Origin of the sequence: Bacillus coahuilensis m4-4 (assembly GCF_000171615.1) — a bacterium.
Classification (GTDB): domain Bacteria; phylum Bacillota; class Bacilli; order Bacillales; family Bacillaceae_K; genus Bacillus_T; species Bacillus_T coahuilensis.
Genome location: NZ_ABFU01000066.3, coordinates 26,602 through 47,366, shown reverse-complemented (window position 1 = coordinate 47,366; position 20,765 = coordinate 26,602). Strand labels below are relative to the sequence as shown.

General features: G+C 39.0%; 19 protein-coding genes and 6 pseudogenes. 5 read left to right on the top strand and 20 right to left on the bottom strand.

What is annotated here, in order from left to right:
- Positions 1–2: 2 nt before the first annotated feature.
- The 13 genes and pseudogenes from M44_RS17950 to M44_RS17890 all read right to left on the bottom strand — a co-directional run bounded on the left by M44_RS17950 (position 3) and on the right by M44_RS17890 (position 9,569).
- The gene (locus tag M44_RS17950; RefSeq protein ID WP_010175856.1) at positions 3–416 is read right to left on the bottom strand and encodes an acyl-CoA thioesterase; all 414 of its coding nucleotides are present in this window, start codon (positions 414–416) and stop codon (positions 3–5) included.
- Positions 417–431: 15 nt separating this feature from the next.
- A pseudogene (locus M44_RS24170) lies at positions 432–1,314 on the bottom strand (3-hydroxyacyl-CoA dehydrogenase family protein).
- A 39-nt stretch (positions 1,315–1,353) separates the two neighbouring features.
- Complete coding sequence (locus M44_RS17940; protein WP_010175850.1) at positions 1,354–1,917, bottom strand: TetR/AcrR family transcriptional regulator; 564 nt, start codon at positions 1,915–1,917, stop codon at positions 1,354–1,356.
- A gap of 26 nt (positions 1,918–1,943) precedes the next feature.
- Entirely contained in the window at positions 1,944–3,560 is a 1,617-nt protein-coding gene (locus tag M44_RS17935) for a long-chain-fatty-acid--CoA ligase (protein WP_010175848.1), read from the bottom strand.
- A gap of 32 nt (positions 3,561–3,592) precedes the next feature.
- A pseudogene (locus tag M44_RS24165) lies at positions 3,593–4,364 on the bottom strand (SDR family oxidoreductase).
- A complete protein-coding gene (locus M44_RS17925; protein WP_010175842.1) occupies positions 4,357–5,592 on the bottom strand; it encodes an acyl-CoA dehydrogenase in 1,236 nt (411 codons plus the stop codon). The pseudogene M44_RS24165 and the gene M44_RS17925 overlap by 8 nt, the downstream one beginning before the upstream one ends.
- Positions 5,593–5,772: 180 nt before the next feature.
- Positions 5,773–6,993, bottom strand: coding sequence for a DUF4085 family protein (locus tag M44_RS17920; RefSeq protein ID WP_155815004.1), 1,221 nt, complete (start codon positions 6,991–6,993; stop codon positions 5,773–5,775).
- Between the two features lie 29 nt (positions 6,994–7,022).
- Positions 7,023–7,376 carry an aminoglycoside phosphotransferase family protein gene (locus M44_RS17915; protein ID WP_420167127.1) on the bottom strand — a complete coding sequence of 118 codons (354 nt, stop codon included), beginning with the start codon at positions 7,374–7,376 and terminating at the stop codon, positions 7,023–7,025.
- Positions 7,316–7,699 carry a protein kinase family protein gene (locus tag M44_RS17910; protein WP_162013698.1) on the bottom strand — a complete coding sequence of 128 codons (384 nt, stop codon included), beginning with the start codon at positions 7,697–7,699 and terminating at the stop codon, positions 7,316–7,318. The genes M44_RS17915 and M44_RS17910 overlap by 61 nt, the downstream gene beginning before the upstream one ends.
- 75 nt (positions 7,700–7,774) lie before the next feature.
- Positions 7,775–8,231 (bottom strand): annotated as a pseudogene (locus tag M44_RS24160) (GNAT family N-acetyltransferase).
- Positions 8,232–8,246: 15 nt separating this feature from the next.
- Positions 8,247–8,504, bottom strand: a complete 258-nt coding sequence (locus M44_RS29655) for a hypothetical protein (RefSeq protein WP_010175833.1) — start codon at positions 8,502–8,504, stop codon at positions 8,247–8,249.
- Positions 8,505–8,541: 37 nt separating this feature from the next.
- On the bottom strand, positions 8,542–9,294 hold the full coding sequence (locus tag M44_RS24155) for a Gfo/Idh/MocA family oxidoreductase (protein WP_010175831.1): 753 nt from the start codon (positions 9,292–9,294) through the stop codon (positions 8,542–8,544).
- A gap of 77 nt (positions 9,295–9,371) precedes the next feature.
- Positions 9,372–9,569 (bottom strand): PspC domain-containing protein, encoded by a 198-nt coding sequence (locus tag M44_RS17890; RefSeq protein ID WP_010175829.1) that lies wholly within the window; start codon positions 9,567–9,569, stop codon positions 9,372–9,374.
- Positions 9,570–9,739: 170 nt separating this feature from the next.
- On the opposite strand from M44_RS17890, the gene M44_RS17885 reads away from it, so the two are divergent.
- The 4 genes and pseudogenes from M44_RS17885 to M44_RS24145 all read left to right on the top strand — a co-directional run bounded on the left by M44_RS17885 (position 9,740) and on the right by M44_RS24145 (position 13,385).
- Positions 9,740–10,357, top strand: a complete 618-nt coding sequence (locus M44_RS17885) for an acetate uptake transporter (protein ID WP_010175827.1) — start codon at positions 9,740–9,742, stop codon at positions 10,355–10,357.
- Between the two features lie 505 nt (positions 10,358–10,862).
- On the top strand, positions 10,863–11,678 hold the full coding sequence (locus M44_RS29650) for a sodium:solute symporter family protein (RefSeq protein ID WP_337444167.1): 816 nt from the start codon (positions 10,863–10,865) through the stop codon (positions 11,676–11,678).
- Positions 11,672–12,271: a sodium:solute symporter family transporter gene (locus M44_RS29645; RefSeq protein ID WP_337444166.1), complete on the top strand. Its 600-nt coding sequence runs from the start codon at positions 11,672–11,674 to the stop codon at positions 12,269–12,271. The genes M44_RS29650 and M44_RS29645 overlap by 7 nt, the downstream gene beginning before the upstream one ends.
- A 12-nt stretch (positions 12,272–12,283) precedes the next feature.
- Positions 12,284–13,385: pseudogene (locus M44_RS24145) on the top strand (M24 family metallopeptidase).
- A 57-nt stretch (positions 13,386–13,442) separates the two neighbouring features.
- Here M44_RS24145 and M44_RS17870 read toward each other — a convergent pair.
- From M44_RS17870 to M44_RS24140, 3 genes and pseudogenes are all read right to left on the bottom strand, one after another.
- Positions 13,443–14,165 carry an amino acid ABC transporter ATP-binding protein gene (locus tag M44_RS17870; RefSeq protein ID WP_010175825.1) on the bottom strand — a complete coding sequence of 241 codons (723 nt, stop codon included), beginning with the start codon at positions 14,163–14,165 and terminating at the stop codon, positions 13,443–13,445.
- A complete protein-coding gene (locus tag M44_RS17865; RefSeq protein ID WP_010175822.1) occupies positions 14,158–14,817 on the bottom strand; it encodes an amino acid ABC transporter permease in 660 nt (219 codons plus the stop codon). The genes M44_RS17870 and M44_RS17865 overlap by 8 nt, the downstream gene beginning before the upstream one ends.
- Positions 14,818–14,861: 44 nt before the next feature.
- A pseudogene (locus tag M44_RS24140) lies at positions 14,862–15,595 on the bottom strand (transporter substrate-binding domain-containing protein).
- A gap of 245 nt (positions 15,596–15,840) precedes the next feature.
- On the opposite strand from M44_RS24140, the gene M44_RS17855 reads away from it, so the two are divergent.
- A complete protein-coding gene (locus tag M44_RS17855; RefSeq protein ID WP_010175820.1) occupies positions 15,841–16,953 on the top strand; it encodes a M20 family metallopeptidase in 1,113 nt (370 codons plus the stop codon).
- 58 nt (positions 16,954–17,011) lie between these two features.
- On the opposite strand, the pseudogene M44_RS28560 reads toward M44_RS17855, so the two are convergent.
- From M44_RS28560 to M44_RS17835, 4 genes and pseudogenes are all read right to left on the bottom strand, one after another.
- Positions 17,012–17,787: pseudogene (locus tag M44_RS28560) on the bottom strand (3-hydroxybutyrate dehydrogenase).
- Between the two features lie 13 nt (positions 17,788–17,800).
- The gene (locus M44_RS17845) at positions 17,801–19,120 is read right to left on the bottom strand and encodes a GntP family permease (RefSeq protein WP_029326967.1); all 1,320 of its coding nucleotides are present in this window, start codon (positions 19,118–19,120) and stop codon (positions 17,801–17,803) included.
- A 240-nt stretch (positions 19,121–19,360) separates the two neighbouring features.
- The gene (locus M44_RS17840) at positions 19,361–20,089 is read right to left on the bottom strand and encodes an amino acid ABC transporter ATP-binding protein (RefSeq protein WP_010175816.1); all 729 of its coding nucleotides are present in this window, start codon (positions 20,087–20,089) and stop codon (positions 19,361–19,363) included.
- Between the two features lie 19 nt (positions 20,090–20,108).
- Entirely contained in the window at positions 20,109–20,759 is a 651-nt protein-coding gene (locus M44_RS17835) for an amino acid ABC transporter permease (RefSeq protein WP_010175814.1), read from the bottom strand.
- Positions 20,760–20,765: the final 6 nt, after the last annotated feature.

The window sequence follows — 20,765 nt, the reverse complement described above, 5'->3', positions numbered from 1 at the left end:
TCCTACTTTTCCTTTACAGTAGATTCATATTTTTCAAGCTTCTCTTTTAAACTTGAAGGAATAGATTCACTTTGCTGTAACTGAAAATTAAAATAGACGATGATAGCTTTCCCTACCGCAATTCTCTCCCCTGACTTCTTATCCACAATTTCATGCAGTAAGGTAAAACTTTTGTCCCCCACTCTTCCAACTTCTGTACGAATGATTAACTCTTGATCAAACCTTGCTTGTGCTAGAAAATCACACGTTGTAGAAGCGAGTATAAACTTCCAATCTTCTATACTCACACCGTATCCAAGCTCTTCAAATAGCGAGACTCTCGCATCCTCAAAGTAAACAAAATAATTGGTATTGTTCACGTGTCCTAACACGTCTATTTCTCTATACCGAATTCGGATTGGCAACTCATGTGCCATAGAAATTCCCTCCTTTTATACTCGTACTCCATTCTCCTTATACTGATAAAATCCCTTACCAGTTTTCCGACCAAGTTCTCCTGCTTCCATCTTTTCTATAAAACTTTTAAACGGTTTGTCACTCTCATCTCCCGTTTCTCTATAGCGCTGTTCCATCACATAGTAGCCCACATCGATTCCAGATAAATCCATTAATTCAAACGGTCCAATTGGATGCCTCAATGCTTTTCTACAAATCAAGTCAATGTCTTCAAAACTTGCATAGCCGTTTTCATAAAGATACATCGCTTCTTTATGTAGCGCTCCTAGTATCCGATTTGCGATAAATCCTGAGATTTCTTTATGAAGCAGTATTCCCGTACGGTTCATCCTTTTACAGATATCCAGTGTCATTTGCGCTGTTTCTTCACTCGTCTCTTCACTTTTTACAACTTCTACACAATCCATAACGAGCGGAGGATAAAAGAAATGCATATTCACGACTTTATCTTTTCTGTTTGTCACACTTGCGATTAACCTGTTAACGATCGTTGAACTGTTCGATGCCAGAATAGCATGAGGCGGTGCAAGTTTATCAAGACGGTTGAAAAGGGACCTTTTTGCCTCTAATTTTTCGACGATCGCTTCAATAATAAATTCTGAATCAGGGATCACCTTCTCTAATTCTGTTGAAAAGGATAATCGACTAAATGCTGAGAGCATCCTATCTTCTGGAATTTTCCCTTTTGCCACCCATTTGTTCATGATGTCTTTTTAACTTTTTCTCTGCTTGAATTAATGCATTCTGACTAACGTCTACTAGATTTGTAGTATATCCACCAAGTGCGCTAAGCATAGCAATCTGATGCCCCATCTGCCCTGCTCCTACCACCGTAATATTCTGCACTTTATTCTCCATCAAGAATCCTCCCGTTAAGAAAAGGGGAGCATGCCCCCCTTATTTCTTTAATCCATTCAGAATCATTTCCATAAATACTTTCGTTACTTCTTCCTCTGTCATCCGGCCGTTCATTTGATACCAAAGATAGCTCCAGTTGGCCATGCCGAGAATGCCAAATGTGACAATATCCACTGATAAATCATCTCGGAATTCTCCGTATTCGACTCCTTCTTGAATGAGTTCTTCAATATTCTCACGGAATTTATCCCGTAACGGGATCACCTTCTCTAAATCGTTATCATTTAAATTTCTCATTTCTCGAATAAACACTCTGGCACTTTGACCATGCTCACCGATATCTTGAATTAAGCTATACACAATGCTATATAGTTTTTCTTGAACCGATTTACTCCTGTCTTCTAACAATTGCTCCTGTTGGATTAACAACTTTTCAATATAGGCTGTATGAATTTCCATAAGCAAGGAATCTTTTGATGTAAAGTAATAATAGAATGTCCCTTTTGTGACACCTAAACTGTCCACAATATCTTGGATACTTGTTTCTTTAAATCCTTTACGTGCGAATAATTCAATTGCCTTCTCTGTCATCTGCTCTTTCATGATTGCTCCTCATTTTTTCTCTATTTTTATGATTGTTTTACAGTTTCATCCCGTAGTGCTCGTCGTAGAATTTTTCCTACGCTTGTTTTCGGTAATTCGTCTCGTATCTCAAAAAATGTTGGTACTTTATAGGCAGACAAATTAGCACGGCAATACTCCAACAACTCCTCTTCTGTTGCCTGTTTTCCTTCCTTAAATACAAGAAACGCTTTCACGGTTTCGCCTCTATATTCATCTGGCACACCAATAACAACAGCCTCTTGAATAACAGGGTGTTCATATAACACTTCTTCAATGTCCCGAGGATAAATATTAAATCCTCCTGCAATAATCATGTCCTTCTTGCGATCTACGATAGACAAATAACCTTCTTCATCAACGGAAACAATATCTCCTGTTAACAGCCAACCGTCTCGTATTGTATTTTCTGTTTCCTCCGGCATATTCCAGTAGCCTTTCATAATTTGAGGTCCTCTTATAATCAATTCGCCCAATTCACCAGGCTTACATTCCATGGTTCCAGTAGCAATATCCACTACTTTGTATTCTGTTTGAGGATACCCAAGACCACATGTACCTGGTTTTCTTTTACTGAACGGAGGATTGCTATGGGTCACTGGAGCTGCTTCTGATAATCCGTAGCCTTCTGTGATTTTTGCCCCTGTCTTTTGTTCAAAGGCTTTCATCACTTCAACAGGCATCGGAGCGCTTCCACTGTTGCACACTCGAATGCTGTCAATTCCGTAACTTTCCGCATTTGGATGATTTGCGATGGCTACATACATCGTTGGAACTCCTGGAAAAACCGTTGGTTGCTCTCGTTTAATGGTTTCAAGTACCTCTTGTAAGTCAAAGCGAGGTAACATTACAATCTCACTTCCACAAAATAGCGTTAAATTCATACATACACTCATCCCAAATACATGAAATATAGGAATAACAGTTAAGCACTTATCATTCCCTACCTGGAACTCTTTTTGATAGAATTCAAATGATTGTGATGTATTGGCCATTAAATTAAAGTGAGTTAGCATTGCTCCTTTTGACCGTCCAGTTGTTCCCCCCGTGTATTGCAACACGGCTACATCATGCTTCGGGTCAATGTCAATTGGGGTGAAATTTCCATCAGAGCTTTGTAAAAAGTGCGTGAAGGTTAAATCTGGGAGATCTGGAGTGAATTCTTCATGAAGACTAACAGTTAGTACCGTCTCAACATGGGTTCGTTCTTGAACAGCTTTGACTCGAGGATAGAGGGCATCAAAGCTCACAATGGCAGTTGAACCAGAGTTTTTTAATATGTACTCTAGTTCTCGTTCAACAAGCATTGGATTAATTTGGGTGACAATTCCTCCAGCTAATAAAGTTCCGTAATAAGCAATAACATATTGGGGACAATTTGGCAGCATAATGGCGAGTCTATCACCTTTTGAAACCTGTTTTTGAAGGGACGAAGCAAATCCCACTACATAATGGTACAGCTCTTTATAGCTTGTTGTTCTCCCGTAAAAGCTTGTAGCAATATGTTCACTGTATTTGACTACTGACTGCTGCAGCATTTGGGGTAGAGAAATTTCTGGAATACTAATATCGTGTGTGACTGTACCTTCTGGATACTTTGCCAACCAATTTTTCACATTACTCATTTACTATTCCCCCTTAAATTTTGGTCCTTTCATCACAAGGCATTTGTTCCACCGTCCACAACCAACACTCCACCCGTCATATAATCTGACGCTTTAGATGCTAAAAATAGGCACGCACCTTTTAAATCTTCATCACCTCCAAATCGACGTAATGGCGTCATATTTAGAAAATAATCTGCACCATGGTCCATCACCTGTTGGCTCATCTTCGTTGGGAAAAAACCTGGTGCAATTGCATTGACTTGGATGTTATCTGGTCCCCATTTGACGGCAAGATCCTTTGTAAACGCAATGAGTGCGCCTTTACTTGTGTTATAGGCAATCGTGTCCATATAACGAGGATCCGTCCCGTTCAACCCAGCAATACTAGCAATATTAATAATCTTGCCACTCTTTTGCTTTAACATGGAGGGACCCACCGCACGAGTCATTAAAAATGTGCCGGTTACATTGACATTTATCACCTTATTCCATGCAACGAGGGGCATCTCAGTAACAGGTGCTCCCCATGTTGCTCCAGAGTTGTTCACTAATATATCTATACGACCAAAGCGTGTAAGCGTCTCTTTCACCACATTCTCTACTTGCTCTTCGTCTGTAACATCTAGGGCTAAAGCGAGGACTTCTACTCCTTTTCCCTTAACTTCTCTGCTACTTTCTCACAATTTCAACTTTCCTTGAACAAAGAACGAGGGTTGCTCTCGCATCGGCCATTGCACTCGCCATCTGAGCTCCTAGACCTCTTCCCCCACCGGTAACAATGGCCACTTTCCCTTTTAAGTTAAATAAATCAAGACTAGACATTCGTTATCTCCCTCCCACGTTCGCTATATTTTCGTAATTCCAATTTCGCAAGCTGGGCTTTATGAACTTCATCAGGGCCATCAGCAAGGCGAAGCGTTCTGGCATTTGCCCAGTGTGCTGCCAGGGGATAATCACCGCTAACACCTGCTCCCCCAAGGGCTTGAATTGCTCGGTCTATAACTTTTAATGCCATGCTCGGCGCCACAATTTTAATCATCGCAATTTCTGCTTTTGCCTCTTTGTTGCCAACCGTATCCATCATATAGGCCGCCTTCAATGTTAGTAAACGAGCCTGTTCAATTTCTACTCTAGACTCAGCAATCCATTCTCCTATAACCCCTTGTTCTGCTAACCTTTTTCCAAATGCTTCTCTGTCTCGTACGCGTTTACATAGAATTTCTAGCGCTCGTTCCGCTGCTCCAATTAACCTCATACAATGATGAATTCTGCCTGGTCCTAATCTTCCTTGAGCAATGGCAAACCCTTTCCCTTCTCCAAGTAAAATATTTGAAGCAGGCACCCGAACATCCGTGAACGTTAGTTCACCGTGTCCATGGGGGGCATGATCATACCCAAACACCGGCAGCATTCGTTCGATTTTCACCCCTTTTGTGTGAAGGGGCACAAGGATCATGGATTGCTGTTCGTGACGGGGAGCATCCGGATTGGTTTTCCCCATTACAATCGCAATTTTACAGCGTGGATCTCCTGCGCCAGATGACCACCATTTACGCCCATTAATCACATACTCGGCTCCATCCCGAATGATACTTGCTTCAATGTTCGTAGCATCAGACGATGCTACATCTGGCTCAGTCATTGAAAAGCATGACCGGATCTCTCCTTTTAAGAGGGGTTCTAGCCATCTTTTTTTCTGCTCCTCCGTTCCGAATCGTTCAAGAACTTCCATGTTCCCTGTATCGGGTGCGTTACAATTAAATACCTCTGGACCAATAATGGACCTCCCCATCCATTCACAAAGTGGAGCATACTCTAAGTTGGTTAATCCTCCACCAAGCTCGCTATCAGGAAGAAATAAATTCCATAAACCACGTTGCCTTGCTTTAGCTTTTAATTCCTCCATTACAGGCGGAACATCAGACCATCTCGTTGCCTGCTCATTTAGCTGCTGTTCATATATAGCTTCAGCTGGATACACCTGTTCCACCATAAATTGTTCTAACTCATTATGTAAGCGCTTAAATTTTTCTCCAAAAGAAAAAATCATCCTCACTCACACTCCTTTCATTCACTAACTAACCGGTCGGTATGTTGTGCACAAAATAAGTGTAAAGGATGACCCTGAATAATTTCAAGTATTTTCTGATAATTAAAACGATAAATAAATCGACAGAGAGGGACAGGGACTTTGTCTTCCTTAGTCATCATTTTATTTATTTCTCGTAACCTATCCTTGATATCCATCTTCACTATTGGGTTCAAGAGTACTATAAAACCTTTCTATATTATCTGAGGTCAAAATTCCTTCCCTATAAAAATGGTTCACATAAACAGACAACAACATTCCATTTTCCTCTGTTTGCACCACGTTCCCTAGCACACTATTTATGATATCCTTCAATTCTAATGGAAAAGTATACATCGTATTCCATGCTCGAGCTTGGAGTTCTAGATCATCACTTAGCACAGCATCTTCTACTTCCGCAAAAGATAATGGCTCGTTTTGATTTGCATATGGATCCTCGTACACATTTGTATGAATAAATTGGATAGGGTGATAATCAGATAGACTGTAAGTATAGGATGTAGAGCCAATTGTTACAATGAATTGGCCTTCCTTAACTTGAATATCTAGTCCTACTATCTTTCCTCCTTCTATCAGATTAATAGAGTGAATAAAGTCAGGTGTTATAAACCAATAGGAATAATCCCGATTTAAACGAACTAATAAATCTTGCAAAGAAGTTTTCGAAAGATTTCCTTCATCCTTTAGGAGTGTATATTCTTTTGGATGAAAATAGTACTCTCCCTTTAACTGTTTCATTGTGATGGTCCACTCTGAATCTGGACTTTCAAACAGCACACGAAATGCATAGTGCTCGTTTTGTCTTTGTAATTCATAATATATAAACCAATGCCCTTCCTGTAACGCAACATCGATTTCTTCATCTACAATATCTTGAAATGTTAGCAGAATATAGGAATGAGGAGTAAATCCTCCATCCGTGTTGATCCATAGATGCAGATTGTCACCTTCTCGGTCCAATCGATCTATTCTCGAATCATGTAAACTATAATGAAAGATTTCTTGAACAGAGGGGGGTAAACTAGTCATTGCGTGCTGGGTCTCTTTTTGAGCTGCGTCTAATATATCTTCGAACTTTGATGTTTCCTCCCTTACCCAGTTTAAATAATCCTCGCGAATTGTTTTCGGGAGAGTTGGTTGATTTAGCGTACCTGCTTCCACAAACGGAATGAATTGCTTTGGGAGGGTTGTCAATAATTCCGGTTTCACTTCCTCTAGCTCACCTATTAATTGCTTTTGTAGATCTACCCCTTCAGACTTTGCCTCTGCTACTACACATGCCCACTCATCATCGGATTCTATGAATGGAAGTATATGAATGGATTGAAAGTGTTCTTTTGCTTGTTTCGTTAGGTTCCACATACTAACTCCCTCTCTATCCATCTAAATATTCACCATTCATTCTTACCATCTGCAACAATACCTCTCTCTCCCACTCCCCCAATCCCTTCCATCAATCTAGCGCAAGCAACAGGAACGAGCCATCTCTCAAACTCTTTCCTATTTACGTTACATTTTCGTAAATAAGCGTCAGCCAGTTGCTCTCTCAACCTTATCTCTTCTTCCAGTGGATGACTCATTCCACCAAACCTGACTAATATATACGTTCTTGCTATATCCCCATAAGGGTGTCCACATGTAGCATCGGCCCAGTCAATCAACACCGGACCATTTTCTGTCACCATCACATTAAGGGGATGGAAATCTCCATGACAAAGTGTGTTTCCATTTGGAAGTTGTTGAATGACTTCAATCCATTTTTTGTTTTTTCTTCTAGCGTAAGGCTAAAGACAGCCATAATCTTTTGCATCAGTCGATCTTTAAGAGAAGGGAAATGGTGAGCAGCTATTTTATGGATAGAATCTTGAAGCTTTAGTAATAAATCCAGCATGTCCATTGGACTATAGTTTGCAACAAATAAGGATGGTCCTTCTATGTACTGATAGATGATACCAGTCCGACCACGATATTCTTCAACTCCAAAAACTTTCGGAGTAGGGAGCCCCGTTTCATTTATCATTTTACTAGTAATAAGTTCCTTCTCAATTTCTTTTAGGTGTGCCTTCATGAAATAGTTTCAATACCGTATCATTCACCCATAAGTATACTTCTGCGGTGTTTCCTTCTCCGATTTTTCTATGCATTATCGGTGTCCCTGCTTTTTGGCTTCCCTATACCCATAATAGGCAAGCGTTCCTTGAGTCTTTCCATCTAGTAAGTGAAGGCCACATTTCTCGTAAAACGGGAATACATCTCGAGACGTATGCGCAAACCAATCCCCATGCGGTAGCTTAGCCATAGACAGCTCTATTAGTTTTTTTTGCAATACCACGCCCCCTATAATCCTCCGATACAATTAAATCCGAGATGGTTGCCATCATCATCTTGTCTGAAATTATTCTTACCATCCCGACCATACGCTGCTGGTCCCAAACTGTAAAAGCCCAAGTAGCATTTTCCATTATGAGGGAAAACTTCTCAAGCTGCCATTCTGGTACATCTCGAACCCAGCCCACCTCTTCAAATAAACATTTTACCTCGTTTGCCGGCACGCCAGTTGTTCCTTCCCTTATGACTAGACCATGGAAGTATTGATACATAAGCACTCCTCCTTTTTACTGTATGGTACAAATACTCCGTGACTCGGCAGACTCCTTCATGGCTGCCACAACTTTTAAGGATTCTAATCCCTCTTCTCCTGAAATAATAGAGCTTACGTTATGTGTTAGACAATGAATGACATGATCGATTACGCCGCTATTCTTTTGACTTTCTAAATCATAGCGAACAGTATCTCCGCTATATTCTTCTACATTAAGAGGACACTCCTCACGACCAATATGAATAGCTCCCTTTTCAAGGTAAAGGGTCATACTATTTTCCTCTTTCCCGTAGTTCGTCCATGAAAAGCTAGCATCCCCCTAAAACTCCCCGCTTAGTTCGTAGAATACTTGTAACATGATCATATACTTCAATTGGTTCATGGTTCTCATCTTGCTTATGTATAGCACCACCAAAAGCACTCACTTCTTCCATCTCATCAGATAGAATATAGCGTAGGAGGTCCATTTTATGAATTCCCATATCTCCAATCACACCACTGTAAGAACGCTCCTTTTTAAAAAACCACGTCGCATTCGACTTTGTTGTTCCCCAATGCTCTGGTCCCCTATGTGAAAATGTCGTTTTAAAAGAAAGCACCTTTCCAAGAGAACCACTATCTACGATGTCTTTAGCTCTTTGATGTGCCCTCACAAATCGTTGGTTATGAGCAATAAATAATCGCTTTCCAGTCTTCTTAGAAGCTTCTACCATCGCTTTAGCCTCTTCTATTGTATTGGCCATTGGCTTTTCACAAAGCACATGTTTCCCCTTGTTTAACGCTTCAATTGTGTTGAACATATGAGTTTCGTTAGATGAACAATCACTAATCAGATGTATACGAGGATCATTAAAAAGATCTTCTATACGATGTACTGACCTACCCTTGAACTTGTTTGCTAGCCTTTCTGCTCTATCTTGATTTCTGTCGTAAAATACGATTTCACCTACCTGATGATGTGCTGCATATTCAGGCGCATGGCGATGTTCTGCATATTCAGGCGCATGGCGATGTTCTGCCATACTTCCACTTCCTATAATCCCAACTGATATGTTTGTCATTTACAGTCACTCCTTTTTTTCACTATACCAAAAAAGAGCCACCTCATGGCGACCCTTTCACTATATTAGTAAGCTTTTTAATTAACCTTTGTATCCTTCGGTAGAACCATAGCAGCCACAATATATCCTACAACGCACGGAAATACGGCTGTTGCAATCATGATCAGTACAAATAGTACTCGAACAACCGTTGCACTCATCCCTACATATTCTGCAATACCACCTAGGACACCACTCACCATTTTATTTTTACTTGATTTTGCTAATTTACTCACTTTACAACATCCTTTCTATCCTATTTATTCTTACTAATACCCTATCCTTTCTTTCTTACACAATTGAATACCCTTTCAATTTTTATACTATTTCTACATAATGAAATTCTATTGCGCAAAAACTAATTATTGAGTAAAGTAAGCTAGTATGTTTAATAGGAGGGATAACATTGAATCAATCTCAAACAACTCAAAAAGTTCAAATAACAACGGCTGATCCTTCTGCTATAGGGTTATTCGGATTAGCAATGGTTACGTTAGTGGCCTCTTCAGCAAAATTAGGTTGGACAGACGGCGTATCTTTTGTACTACCTTGGGCAATTTTCCTTGGAGGAATAGCTCAGCTTTTCGCAAGTGTTCAAGATGCAAAGCATAACAATACATTTGGGACAACGGCATTCGGAGCATTTGGATTGTTCTGGTTAGGTGTCGGAACGAGCTGGCTCATTAGCTTTGGCGTATTTGGAGAAGCGGCCGCTGCGGCAGTTGATCCTGCTCAACTTGGTGTTGCTTACATTGGATATTTAATCTTCAGCTTATTTATGACAGTAGGAGCGATGGAAACACACAAAGTTCTTTTCATTATTTTCGTTCTTATCGATTTCTTATTTATTGGTCTTTCCCTTTCTACACTTGGTATTATGCCAGAAGCTATGCACATGCTTGCGGCTATTTCTGAATTGTTAATCGCTATTATGAGCTTCTATGGTTCTGCAGCAAGTGTGTTGAATACTCACTTCGACAAAGTTACTCTACCAGTTGGAAAGCCATTCGGAATTTTTAAATAATCGTTAAAAAAAGAGAGAGGTAACCCCTCTCTTTTTTGTAAATGTATAGGTAATTATATCTATTTTACCACTGGATTTATTAGTTCTATGTAACCATTTTCATGTGTTTATCTCCCTGTATTTATCATAATTTTCTAATGATTTATACAACTTTTGTATATACTGCTCTACATAAGTTTACTGCGAATTCCATTTTCAGCATTCTTTCTAAAATCTCGAAAATACACTGCTATAATCCTTTTTTGTGCATTTTTTCATTTTCTCATTCTATGCTAGAGTTATAGAGTAATTACTTTTGCGAGATAGTGATTCCATGTTTGAAAATAGGATCTTATACGCAAGTCAATTGACTAGAATCATATCGAAAGTTGGTTTATCTAAATCTATTTTCTATATGTATTTTAGAGACAGGTGGTAGACACCCTAACATTTTACCGGTGAAATCGGTAAGATCCATTGCAATGTAGAACTCTCGCTAAAAATTTTAGGAGCTGATTTTAAGTTAATGGAACTTCAACAAAATGTTCATTTATTATGGTTTATCGGATTATATGCCGTCTTGATGATTGGTATCGGGACGTATTTATCAAAGAAAGTTTCAAGTAGTAGCGACTTTGTTCTGGCAGGTCGTAGTTTAGGTCCTTTTGTTTTAATGGGAACATTGTTAGCAACTTGGACAGGAAGTGGCAGTATCTCAGGTGGAGAAACTTCTGTAGCGTATAGCTTTGGACTTATTCCTTCCTTGATGCTAGTGGTACCTACTTTAATAGGAATCGGTATTTTATATATAGTGGCACCTAAAATTCGTGAATTTGGAAAATATACCGTTTCTGGAATTTTAGAAGCCAAATATGGTAGTTCTGCTCGAAATCTTTCAAGTTTTATCATTATTCTTGCGTATGTTGGAATTGTATCGTACCAAATGAAAGGCTTTGGATTTATTTTAAACCTGACGACTGGGATGTCTGTTGGACTAGGAACAGCTATCGGTGCAGCTCTTATAATCTTTTTAGCGATGATTGGGGGATTACGTTCAGTAGCTCAGACTGATGCCATTAGTGGATTTTTAATGGTTGGCGGATTGCTTATCACAGTTCCTACCATCTTTATAATAGCTGGAGGCTGGGAAGAAATAGTGCAGAATGTTCCAGCATCGCATATGACTACAACAGGAGACTTAACAACGATTCAATTAATTGGTTACTTGTTACCCTCTTTGTTCCTTTTACTCGGAGATCAAAATATGTATCAGCGATTAGCTTCTTCTACAGGTGATCGTGCTTCTAGAAAGGGCAAATTGGTTGGCTGCTTGCTATGTTAATTATTTCTCCAGCCATCTCTCTTATTTCATTCGCATCAAGATCTTTGTTCCCGTCTATTGATCCTGGAATGGCATTAATGGCAACCACGACCATTATGCCTATTGCCATAGGTGGTATTCTGCTAGCTGCCGCCGCATCCTTTATTATCACAACAGGTAATTCCTATTTACTTTCTGCTGCGACAAATCTTACGTACGACCTTTATCTGAAGTATGTGAATCCTGAAGCATCAGATAAATTACAACTGAAGGTAACAAAAGTTTCTATTGTTTTATTAGGGGCTCTAGCCTTTATAATTATCAGTTATTTCCCAAGTGTCTTAAGTGTACAAATGTATGCTTATACGGTTTATGGAGCTGGTATTACACCTGCCGTTCTAGCTGTTTTCTTTTGGAAACGCGTAAACGCTGCAGGAGGTATCTCTTCTATGATTGCTGGTGTAGCTTCTACCCTTATTTGGGAAGTTGTTCTACAAAAGCCATTCGACCTAAATAGTGTCGTGATTGCTGTACCTGTAGCTATACTCGTTCTAATTATTGTTACACTAGCTACGACAAACAAAAACCGTTCAAGTAATCAACTACTAGCGTAAGGAGGAATCATATTGAACCGTCGAATGAAAGATGTTCAAAATTTGTTAGCTGAAAAAAATATCGATGTTGCTTTTTTTAACTCAACAGAAAACGTATTTTATTTATCAGGCTTTTACACGGATCCACATGAAAGATTAATGGGGATGTTCCTGTTCAAATGAAAGTCCGCTTTTTGTCTTACCTGCAATGGAAGTGGATCAGTTACAAGGGACTGGATGGAGCTATGATAGTATTGGGTACTACGACCATTAAAATCCTTGGGAATTAATTGAGAAGAAGTTAGGTACCAAGCTCATTCAATCAATTGGTCTTGAAAGTGAAGTACTCAACTATAAAAGAAGTGAATCGTTACTAGCTCTCTTCCCAGGCTCACATGTAAGCTTTTTAGAAGAAATCATAAACCCACTTCGCGTCGTGAAAGATGAAAATAAAATTGCCACGATGAAAAAAGCAGCCGAGTTAGCAGACTTTGGTGTAGAGGTCGGTATCAACACCTTACAAGAAGGCATCACTGAAATGGAAGTTTTAGCTAAAATAGAATATGAGTTAAAGAAAAAAGGTGTTAAAGAAATGTCATTCTCTACTATGGTTTTATTCGGAGAGCATGCCGGTGAACCACATGGGAAACCAGGAAACCGAAAGCTAAAAAAAGGAGATTTCGTTCTATTCGACTTGGGAGTTGTACTAGACGGATATTGTTCAGATATTTCAAGAACCGTAGCGTTTGACTCTGTGTCAGAAAGACAAAAAGAATTATATGATCTTGTATTCTCAGCACAAGCTGCAGCATTAGCTGAAAGTAAGCCTGGCACTCGAATTGGAGATCTGGACAAGGTTGCTCGAGACCTTATTTCAAATGCTGGGTACGGGGAGTACTTTCCTCACCGTATTGGACACGGGATCGGCATTAATGTTCACGAATACCCTTCCATGAGTCATTTAAATGATCATCTACTTGAAGAGAATATGGTGTTTACCATAGAACCTGGCGTATATGTTCCAGAAGTAGGTGGAGTGAGAATTGAAGATGATGTTGTGGTTACTAAGGACGGTTACAAAGCTTTGACAGCATTTCCGAAAGAGTTACTAGTTGTTTCATCAAAGAAGCACTAGATATGAAGTAATAGAAAAGAGGCTTGTAGGCACCCCGTTGCCTACAAGCCTTTCTCATTATAAAATTTTCTCCAAAAATTCCCTTGCTCGTTCCGTTTTTGGTTCTTTAAAAAAGCTCACTGGGGGAGAGTCTTCCACGATTTCTCCTTGGTCCATGAATAGAATTCGATCGGCTACCTCTCTTGCAAACCCCATTTCATGGGTGACGACTAGCATCGTAATTCCTGTCTTTGCTAACTCCTTCATTACAACTAACACCTCTTTGACCATCTCGGGATCAAGGGCAGATGTTGGTTCGTCAAACAGCATAATTTCTGGTTCCATCACTAGTGAGCGCGCAATGGCAACCCGTTGCTTTTGACCACCTGATAATTTAGATGGGTACACGTTCGCTTTGTCACTAAGACCAACCATACTTAGTAAATGCATCGCTTTTTTATGTGCCTCTTCTTTTTTCATCCCCTTCACCTGAATAGGTGCATACGCAATATTATCTACTACATTCATATGAGGAAACAGATGAAAGTGCTGAAATACCATTCCGATATGCTGACGTGCTTTTAATATATCTGTGTCTTTAGAGGTAATTTCTTCATTACGGATGAAAACTTGTCCTTTAGTAGGATTTTCTAATAGATTTAAACAACGAAGAAAGGTTGATTTACCAGAACCTGATGGGCCAATTACGGCAACCACTTCTCCTATTTCAATGCTAGTGTCAATATTTTTTAGGACTTCTAGTTTTCCAAAGCTTTTATACAATCCTTGTACTTTAATCACTAACCTGCATCCTCCTCTCTAAGTAACGAGCCCCAGATGTTAAGATAAGAACCATCACATAGAAAATTCCACCCACAAGGATAAGTGGTTCAAAGTATAGGAACGTTTTTGAACTAACAATAGTCGCTCTTCTTAATAAATCCATGGCACCAATGGTAGAAACTAGTGCAGATTCTTTTAATAAGGCAATGCTTTCATTCGCAAGTGCTGGGAGAATCTTTTTTACCGCTTGTGGCATAACGATATGCCACATCATTTTACGATATGGTACTCCCAAGCTCATAGCCGCTTCTCTCTGTCCCTTATCTACTGCAAGAATTCCACCCCGGATTGTTTCAGAAATATAGGCAGCGGAGTTTAATGCAAACGCAATAACACCAGCAAGTAAGGGATCGATATCGTATCGTAATAACTGAGGAGTAGCGAAATAGATTAAGGCAATTTGTAAAATTAGTGGAGTCCCTCTAAATATAGACGTGTACGCTATCCCAAACCATTTCAATGGCTTAATCGTAGAAATTTTAAAGAATGCTAGAATAATTCCCAATAAGAATCCAAAAAAAGTTGATAACACGGTAAATTTTAACGTGACCAATATCCCTTCTACTATAAAAGGGATATAGGGCACGATTTTATCAAATTGCAAATCCAAGCCCTATAACACCTCTCTTCTGTTGTCAATTTTTATTGTCTTTTTTAGTTTTCAAACCACTTCTTAACTAGTTCATCCATGGTGCCGTCTTCTTTCATTTCTGCTAGTACTTTGTTAAAGTCTCCTACTAAATCTGATCCTTTTGGAAAAGCAATAGCTGAACCAGCAAGCTCAGTATTCTCAATTACGGTAAATTTCAAGTCACTATTTGCATCCACATATCCTTTAGCTACTGTATCTTCAATAATCGCTGCGTCAATACGGCCTGATTTGAGCTCTTGAATGATTTCAGGAATTTTGTTTAGCGACACGATTTCTATTCCTTCGACAGCTTCAACTTCTCCTTCTTGGATAGAGCCTAGTTGAACTCCAACTTTTTACCAGAAAGGTCTTCTAAAGTGGCATATTCTGTTCCGTCTGCTGTTACAATCGTATTTTTTGCTTCAAAATAGATTTCAGAGAAATCAGCATTCTCTAGTCGTTCAGGTTTTGGTGTCATACCTGCCATAACAAAATCACCACGCTCCGATTGTAAAGCAGGCAATAGCCCATTAAAGTCCATATCTTGAATTTCTAATTCATAACCTAATTGCTCTGTAATATGTTTTGCAATGTCAACATCAAACCCGATAATCTCTTCTGTTTCTGTATCAACAGATTCATATGGCGGATAATCCGCTGAAGTTAACATAACCAATGTTTCTGCATTAGAACCACTTGTCACGTCTTCCGATGATCCACATGCTGTTAAACCGACTAACATAAAAGCTGCTGCCATTGATTTTTTCTATTTTTATTCATTTTTATTCCCCCTATTTTTCTTTTATATTATTATAATAGTTATATAATTCTGATTACTCAATATTTTTTTAGAATAACAATTTCATAGAGTGAATTCCGATACACATTTAATATTTATTCAATTTATTGTATTATTATATATAAAAAAGTTTTAAACACAATGTTTTTTATATTTATTTATACCTATTAATATTGATACAAATTTACTAAAGGGAGATTTCTATGAATTGGTCCAAACAATTTCCAGAAGATATATTTTTAACAGAATTGAAAGAACTTGTTTTACAAGAATCACCTTCATCCAATAAGAAAGCCGTAGATACTTTAGGTGAATATATAAAAGAGAAATTACAAATGTTTGGATGTGAAGTGGAGGAGATTATTCAAGAAAAATCGGGGAATCAGTTGATTGCTACGCTAGGTCATTCAGACTCTTGTTTACTCGTTCTTTCTCATTTTGATACGGTAAAGCCGATAGGTGGATTAAAAATTGAACCGTATAGAAACGAAGGCACTCGCATTTACGGCCCTGGAGTGTTTGATATGAAAGCTGGAGTCGCCATGATTCTTACGGCACTCTATCAACTCAAAGAAATGAATAAACATCCACAAAAAAAGATCCATTTTTTCTTTAACAGCGATGAAGAAATCGGAAGTCCTTCTTCTCGTCAACTAATCGAAGATTATGCAAAAAGAGCTGAGTACGCTTTAGTTTTAGAGCCACCTAGTGGAGAAAAAATTAAAACAAGTAGAAAAGGAGGAGGAGAACTTCATTTACGTGTACACGGGAAAAGTGTACATGCAGGCAACTACCATGCAAAAGGAATTAACAGTATTGGAGAGCTGTCTCAGCTTATAGTCGAACTACACAGCTGGACAGATTATGAGAAAGGTACCACTCTTTCGGCTGGAAAGATTAAGGGTGGAACTGCCACCAATGTGGTGCCTGATTATGCAGAAGTCATTTTTGATGTACGTTTTAATACGTTGGATGAAATGGAACGAGTAAAAGAGAAAGTTTCTCAGCTTACAGTAAAGAAAGGATCATTAGAGTATGAATGGTCATATTTAACTCCTCCTTTAGAATTCCATAAAGGTACGGAGACTCTGTTTGAACGAGCAAAAAAAGAAGCGTTAAAAGAGGGGTTTGAACTAGACCATACTCACGCCGGCGGTACGAGCGACGGAAACTTTGCTTCACTTGCAGGGATTCCGGTACTTGATGGACTTGGAGCTAAAGGAGATGGGGCCCATGCCATTGGAGAATATATAGAAATGGCCGATTTAGCCAAAAGATATGCATTGTTTATGAGGTTATTATTACTAGATTCATAAAGAATAGCGAAGTGGCTCATGTTGAGTCCTTCGCTACTTTCAATCCTTAATTGAGTACTCACTGGGTTGTATAACCACCGTCAATGACTACGGCCTGACCCGTTACACCTCTAGCCCCTTCGCTTGCTAAAAACAAACAATATTCCGCAATCTCCCTTACTTCTAATAATCTTTTTTGCGGAACGAGAGGATAAATAACGTCTTCCATTACATTTTCTAGCGGTACGTTTCTTGTTGATGCTAAATCCTTGAGCTGATTTTGAACAAGCTCTGTATTCACGTATCCCGGACAAACCGCATTAACCGTTATTCCGTGCTCTGCTCCCTCTAGTGCCGCCACTTTCGTTAAACCAATGACACCATGCTTAGCGCTATTATAAGCCGCTTTTCCAGCGAATCCTATTAATCCATTAATAGAGGCCATATTAATAATTCTTCCAAACCTTGCTCTTTCATTATTGGAAAAACCTCTCTAATCGCAATAAATGGAGCTGTTACCATAATCTTTTGGAGTAGCTCAAATTTATCTGTTGGAAAATCTTCTATCGGTGATACATATTGAATACCAGCATTATTAATTAAAATATCTAGCCTACCAAAATGACCTCTCGTAGAACCTATCGTTTCAATTAATTCTTTCTCCACCGTTACGTCACATTTTTTTCCTAAGGACTCGTATCCTATATCCTGCAATTGTTTGACAGAACGCTTAACACCTTCTTCATCAATATCAGAAATAACGACCTTAGCACCTGACTTGGCAAAATAGTGGGCTAGTTCAAATCCTATCCCTTTTGCAGCTCCTGTGATTAAAACCACTTTATCCCTTCCCAACTACAGTCCCTCCTTAAATACCTAAACCAAGTGAAAATAATGCAATCGCTAATATAACCCCAAGTAGTGGAACAATAACGGTAACGGCACCTACTGCACCATAAGCATCCTGATGAGTTTCTCCACAAATGGCACGAACGGTAGTCACGACATATCCATTATGAGGTAATGAATCTAAAGCACCCGATGAAATGGAAACAACCCTGTGTAACGCTTCTGGGTTTACTCCAGCATCAATATAATGAGGTGCGATTAAAGGAAGCGCGATGGCTTGCCCACCTGATGCTGATCCTGTCATACCTGCAATAACACTAACTGCGACCGCTCCACCAATAAGCGGGCTACCTGGAATATTGGTAATAGCCTCAACAGCGGTTTGAAATGCTGGTACTGCTTTTGCGACTCCGCCAAATCCAACGACAGCAGCCGTATTACCAATGGCAATTAAAGCCCCAATCGTTCCTTGCGACATAGCTTCCCAGAAATTAGTGAAATAGTTATAGTTTAAAGCTAATGTTGTTATTACCCCTCCTAGTAAGGCAACAATCAGGGCAGATTGAGCCAATGAATCATGGAAGATAAACGAGATGATTAATACAACGGCCAATGGTAGTAAACCTGTTAACGGATTAGGAAGTTCCTTATCAACGATTACGGGATCATTTTCACGAGATACATAGGTTTCTCCCTTTTCTACAGCCTTATTTATCATACGTTTTAGCCACCAGTATCCAAATAGGGCCATGAATACGGCAACAATCAAACTTACTTCCCACCCTGCATAAGGGGAAGTATTTAAATAATCAATTGGAATCCAGTTTTGGATTTCGGGAGATCCTGCTGAAGTCATGGTAAATGTTACAGATCCAAAAGCTAATGCTGCGGGAATAAATCGTCTTGGAAGATTTGCTTGTTTAAATAAACTAACGGCCATTGGATAAACAGAGAACGCGACAACAAATAGGCTTACCCCACCATAGGTAAGAAATGCACACGCTGCTACAATAGCTAGTACAGCACGTTTCATTCCTAACGTATTGACAATCCACTTTGAAACACTATCCGCTGCTCCGCTATCCTCCATGACTTTTCCAAAGATTGCACCTAATAAGAACATTAAATACCAAGAGGCCACAAATCCAGAGAAGCCTGACATATAATTTCCTACTAAATTGGCCTCTCCTTCACCTACCAACTGCGGGAACAATGGGAGCCCACTAAAGACAGCCACCACTAATGCACACAGTGGACCAGCTACTAATAGATTCATCCCTCTCATGGTTAAGATAATTAATAATGCCAACCCTCCGACTAACCCAATCATACTAAGCAAACTGTTCACCTCTACTTATTCAAAATGAATCCTTCTTTTTCACCCTATTTCCTACTCTAGATTCTAGGCTTGCTATAAATCTATAATGATTCAAAACTACTTAAATGTACTAGTCATCATAGAATAGTCTGTAAGGCATGTTCAAAAGAAAAACTCTTACAGAAAATGTATACGCTTACACTCCTTTATATACCTAGCATTCTCAAAAAAACAAACAAAAAAAGAAGCCGTCTAGGCTTCTTACAGTACAGACTCCAAAAATGCTCGAGTCCGCTCTTCCTTTGCCATCTCAAACATTTCATTAGGATTGCCATCCTCTACAATTCGACCATCATGCATATATACCACTCTGTCTGCAACTTCACGAGCAAATCCCATTTCGTGGGTCACGACAATCATAGTCATCCCTTCCTTAGCGAGTTCCTTCATCGTAGCTAAAACCTCTCCCACCAGCTCTGGGTCTAAGGCGGATGTAGGTTCATCAAATAACATAATATCCGGTTTCATCGCTAGTGCTCTAGCGATCGCTACTCTCTGTTTTTGACCACCTGATAGTTTATTAGGATAAACATTCTCTTTATCAGCAAGACCTACCTTTTGTAAGAGAATCTTAGCTTCTTTTAGCGCTTGCTCTTTTTTTATTCCTTTCACATGAATAGGAGCTTCAATAATATTCTCAATCACAGTTCGATGTGGAAACAGATAGAAATGCTGAAAAACCATCCCTACTTTTGATCGATAATGATTTAAATCATCTTGATCACTTACACTCTTCCCTTTCATGATGATGTCACCACTATTTTTCTCTTCTAAGAAATTGATACATCGTAGCAAAGTACTTTTACCTGAGCCACTTGCACCTATTAAACATAAAACATCGCTTTCTCTTACTTGAAGGTCAATGTCTTTTAAAACATGTAAGTCACCGAAAAACTTATTCAGTTTCTTTACTTCTAAAATAGCACTCATCCAGATGCACTCTCCCTTTTTAATCACTAATTGACATACGTTTTTCTAGTCTTTGAACAATAAATGTGAATAGGTAGACTAGGACTAAGTAATAAACAGAAACAATTAATAAATAGGTCATATTGTCAAAATTATTAGAACCAAGTGTAGTGGCTACATTAAATAATTCATACATACCGATAAAAGAGGCAAGTGAAGAGTCCTTTAATGCAATAATAAATTGGTTTCCAAGTGGTGGTAGCGCACGACGAAAGGCTTGTGGTAAGATAATTCGTCTCATCGTAAGTCCTTGACTCATTCCTAATGAACGACCTGCTTCCCGTTGACCTTTATCAATTGATTGAATAGACCCTCGAAGAATTTCTGCAATATAAGCTCCATTATGGAAGGCAAGTCCCATAGCAACTGACCAAAAATCACTAATATTTAGTGAGGCTAAGCCGAAGTAGAAAATAAAAATTTGGGCGATTAAGGGCGTTCCCCTTACCACAAAAATATATGTATTTGCAATCCACTCAAGTGCTTTAATACCTGAAATTTTTAAGATAGCAAAAAACAATCCAATGACTAACGCAATTAAGACCGACACAAACGTTACGAGAAATGTCCATCCCATTCCTTTTAGAAATATATCAAATGTATCTACAAATTCTTGAAAAAAATGTACCAACCTTCT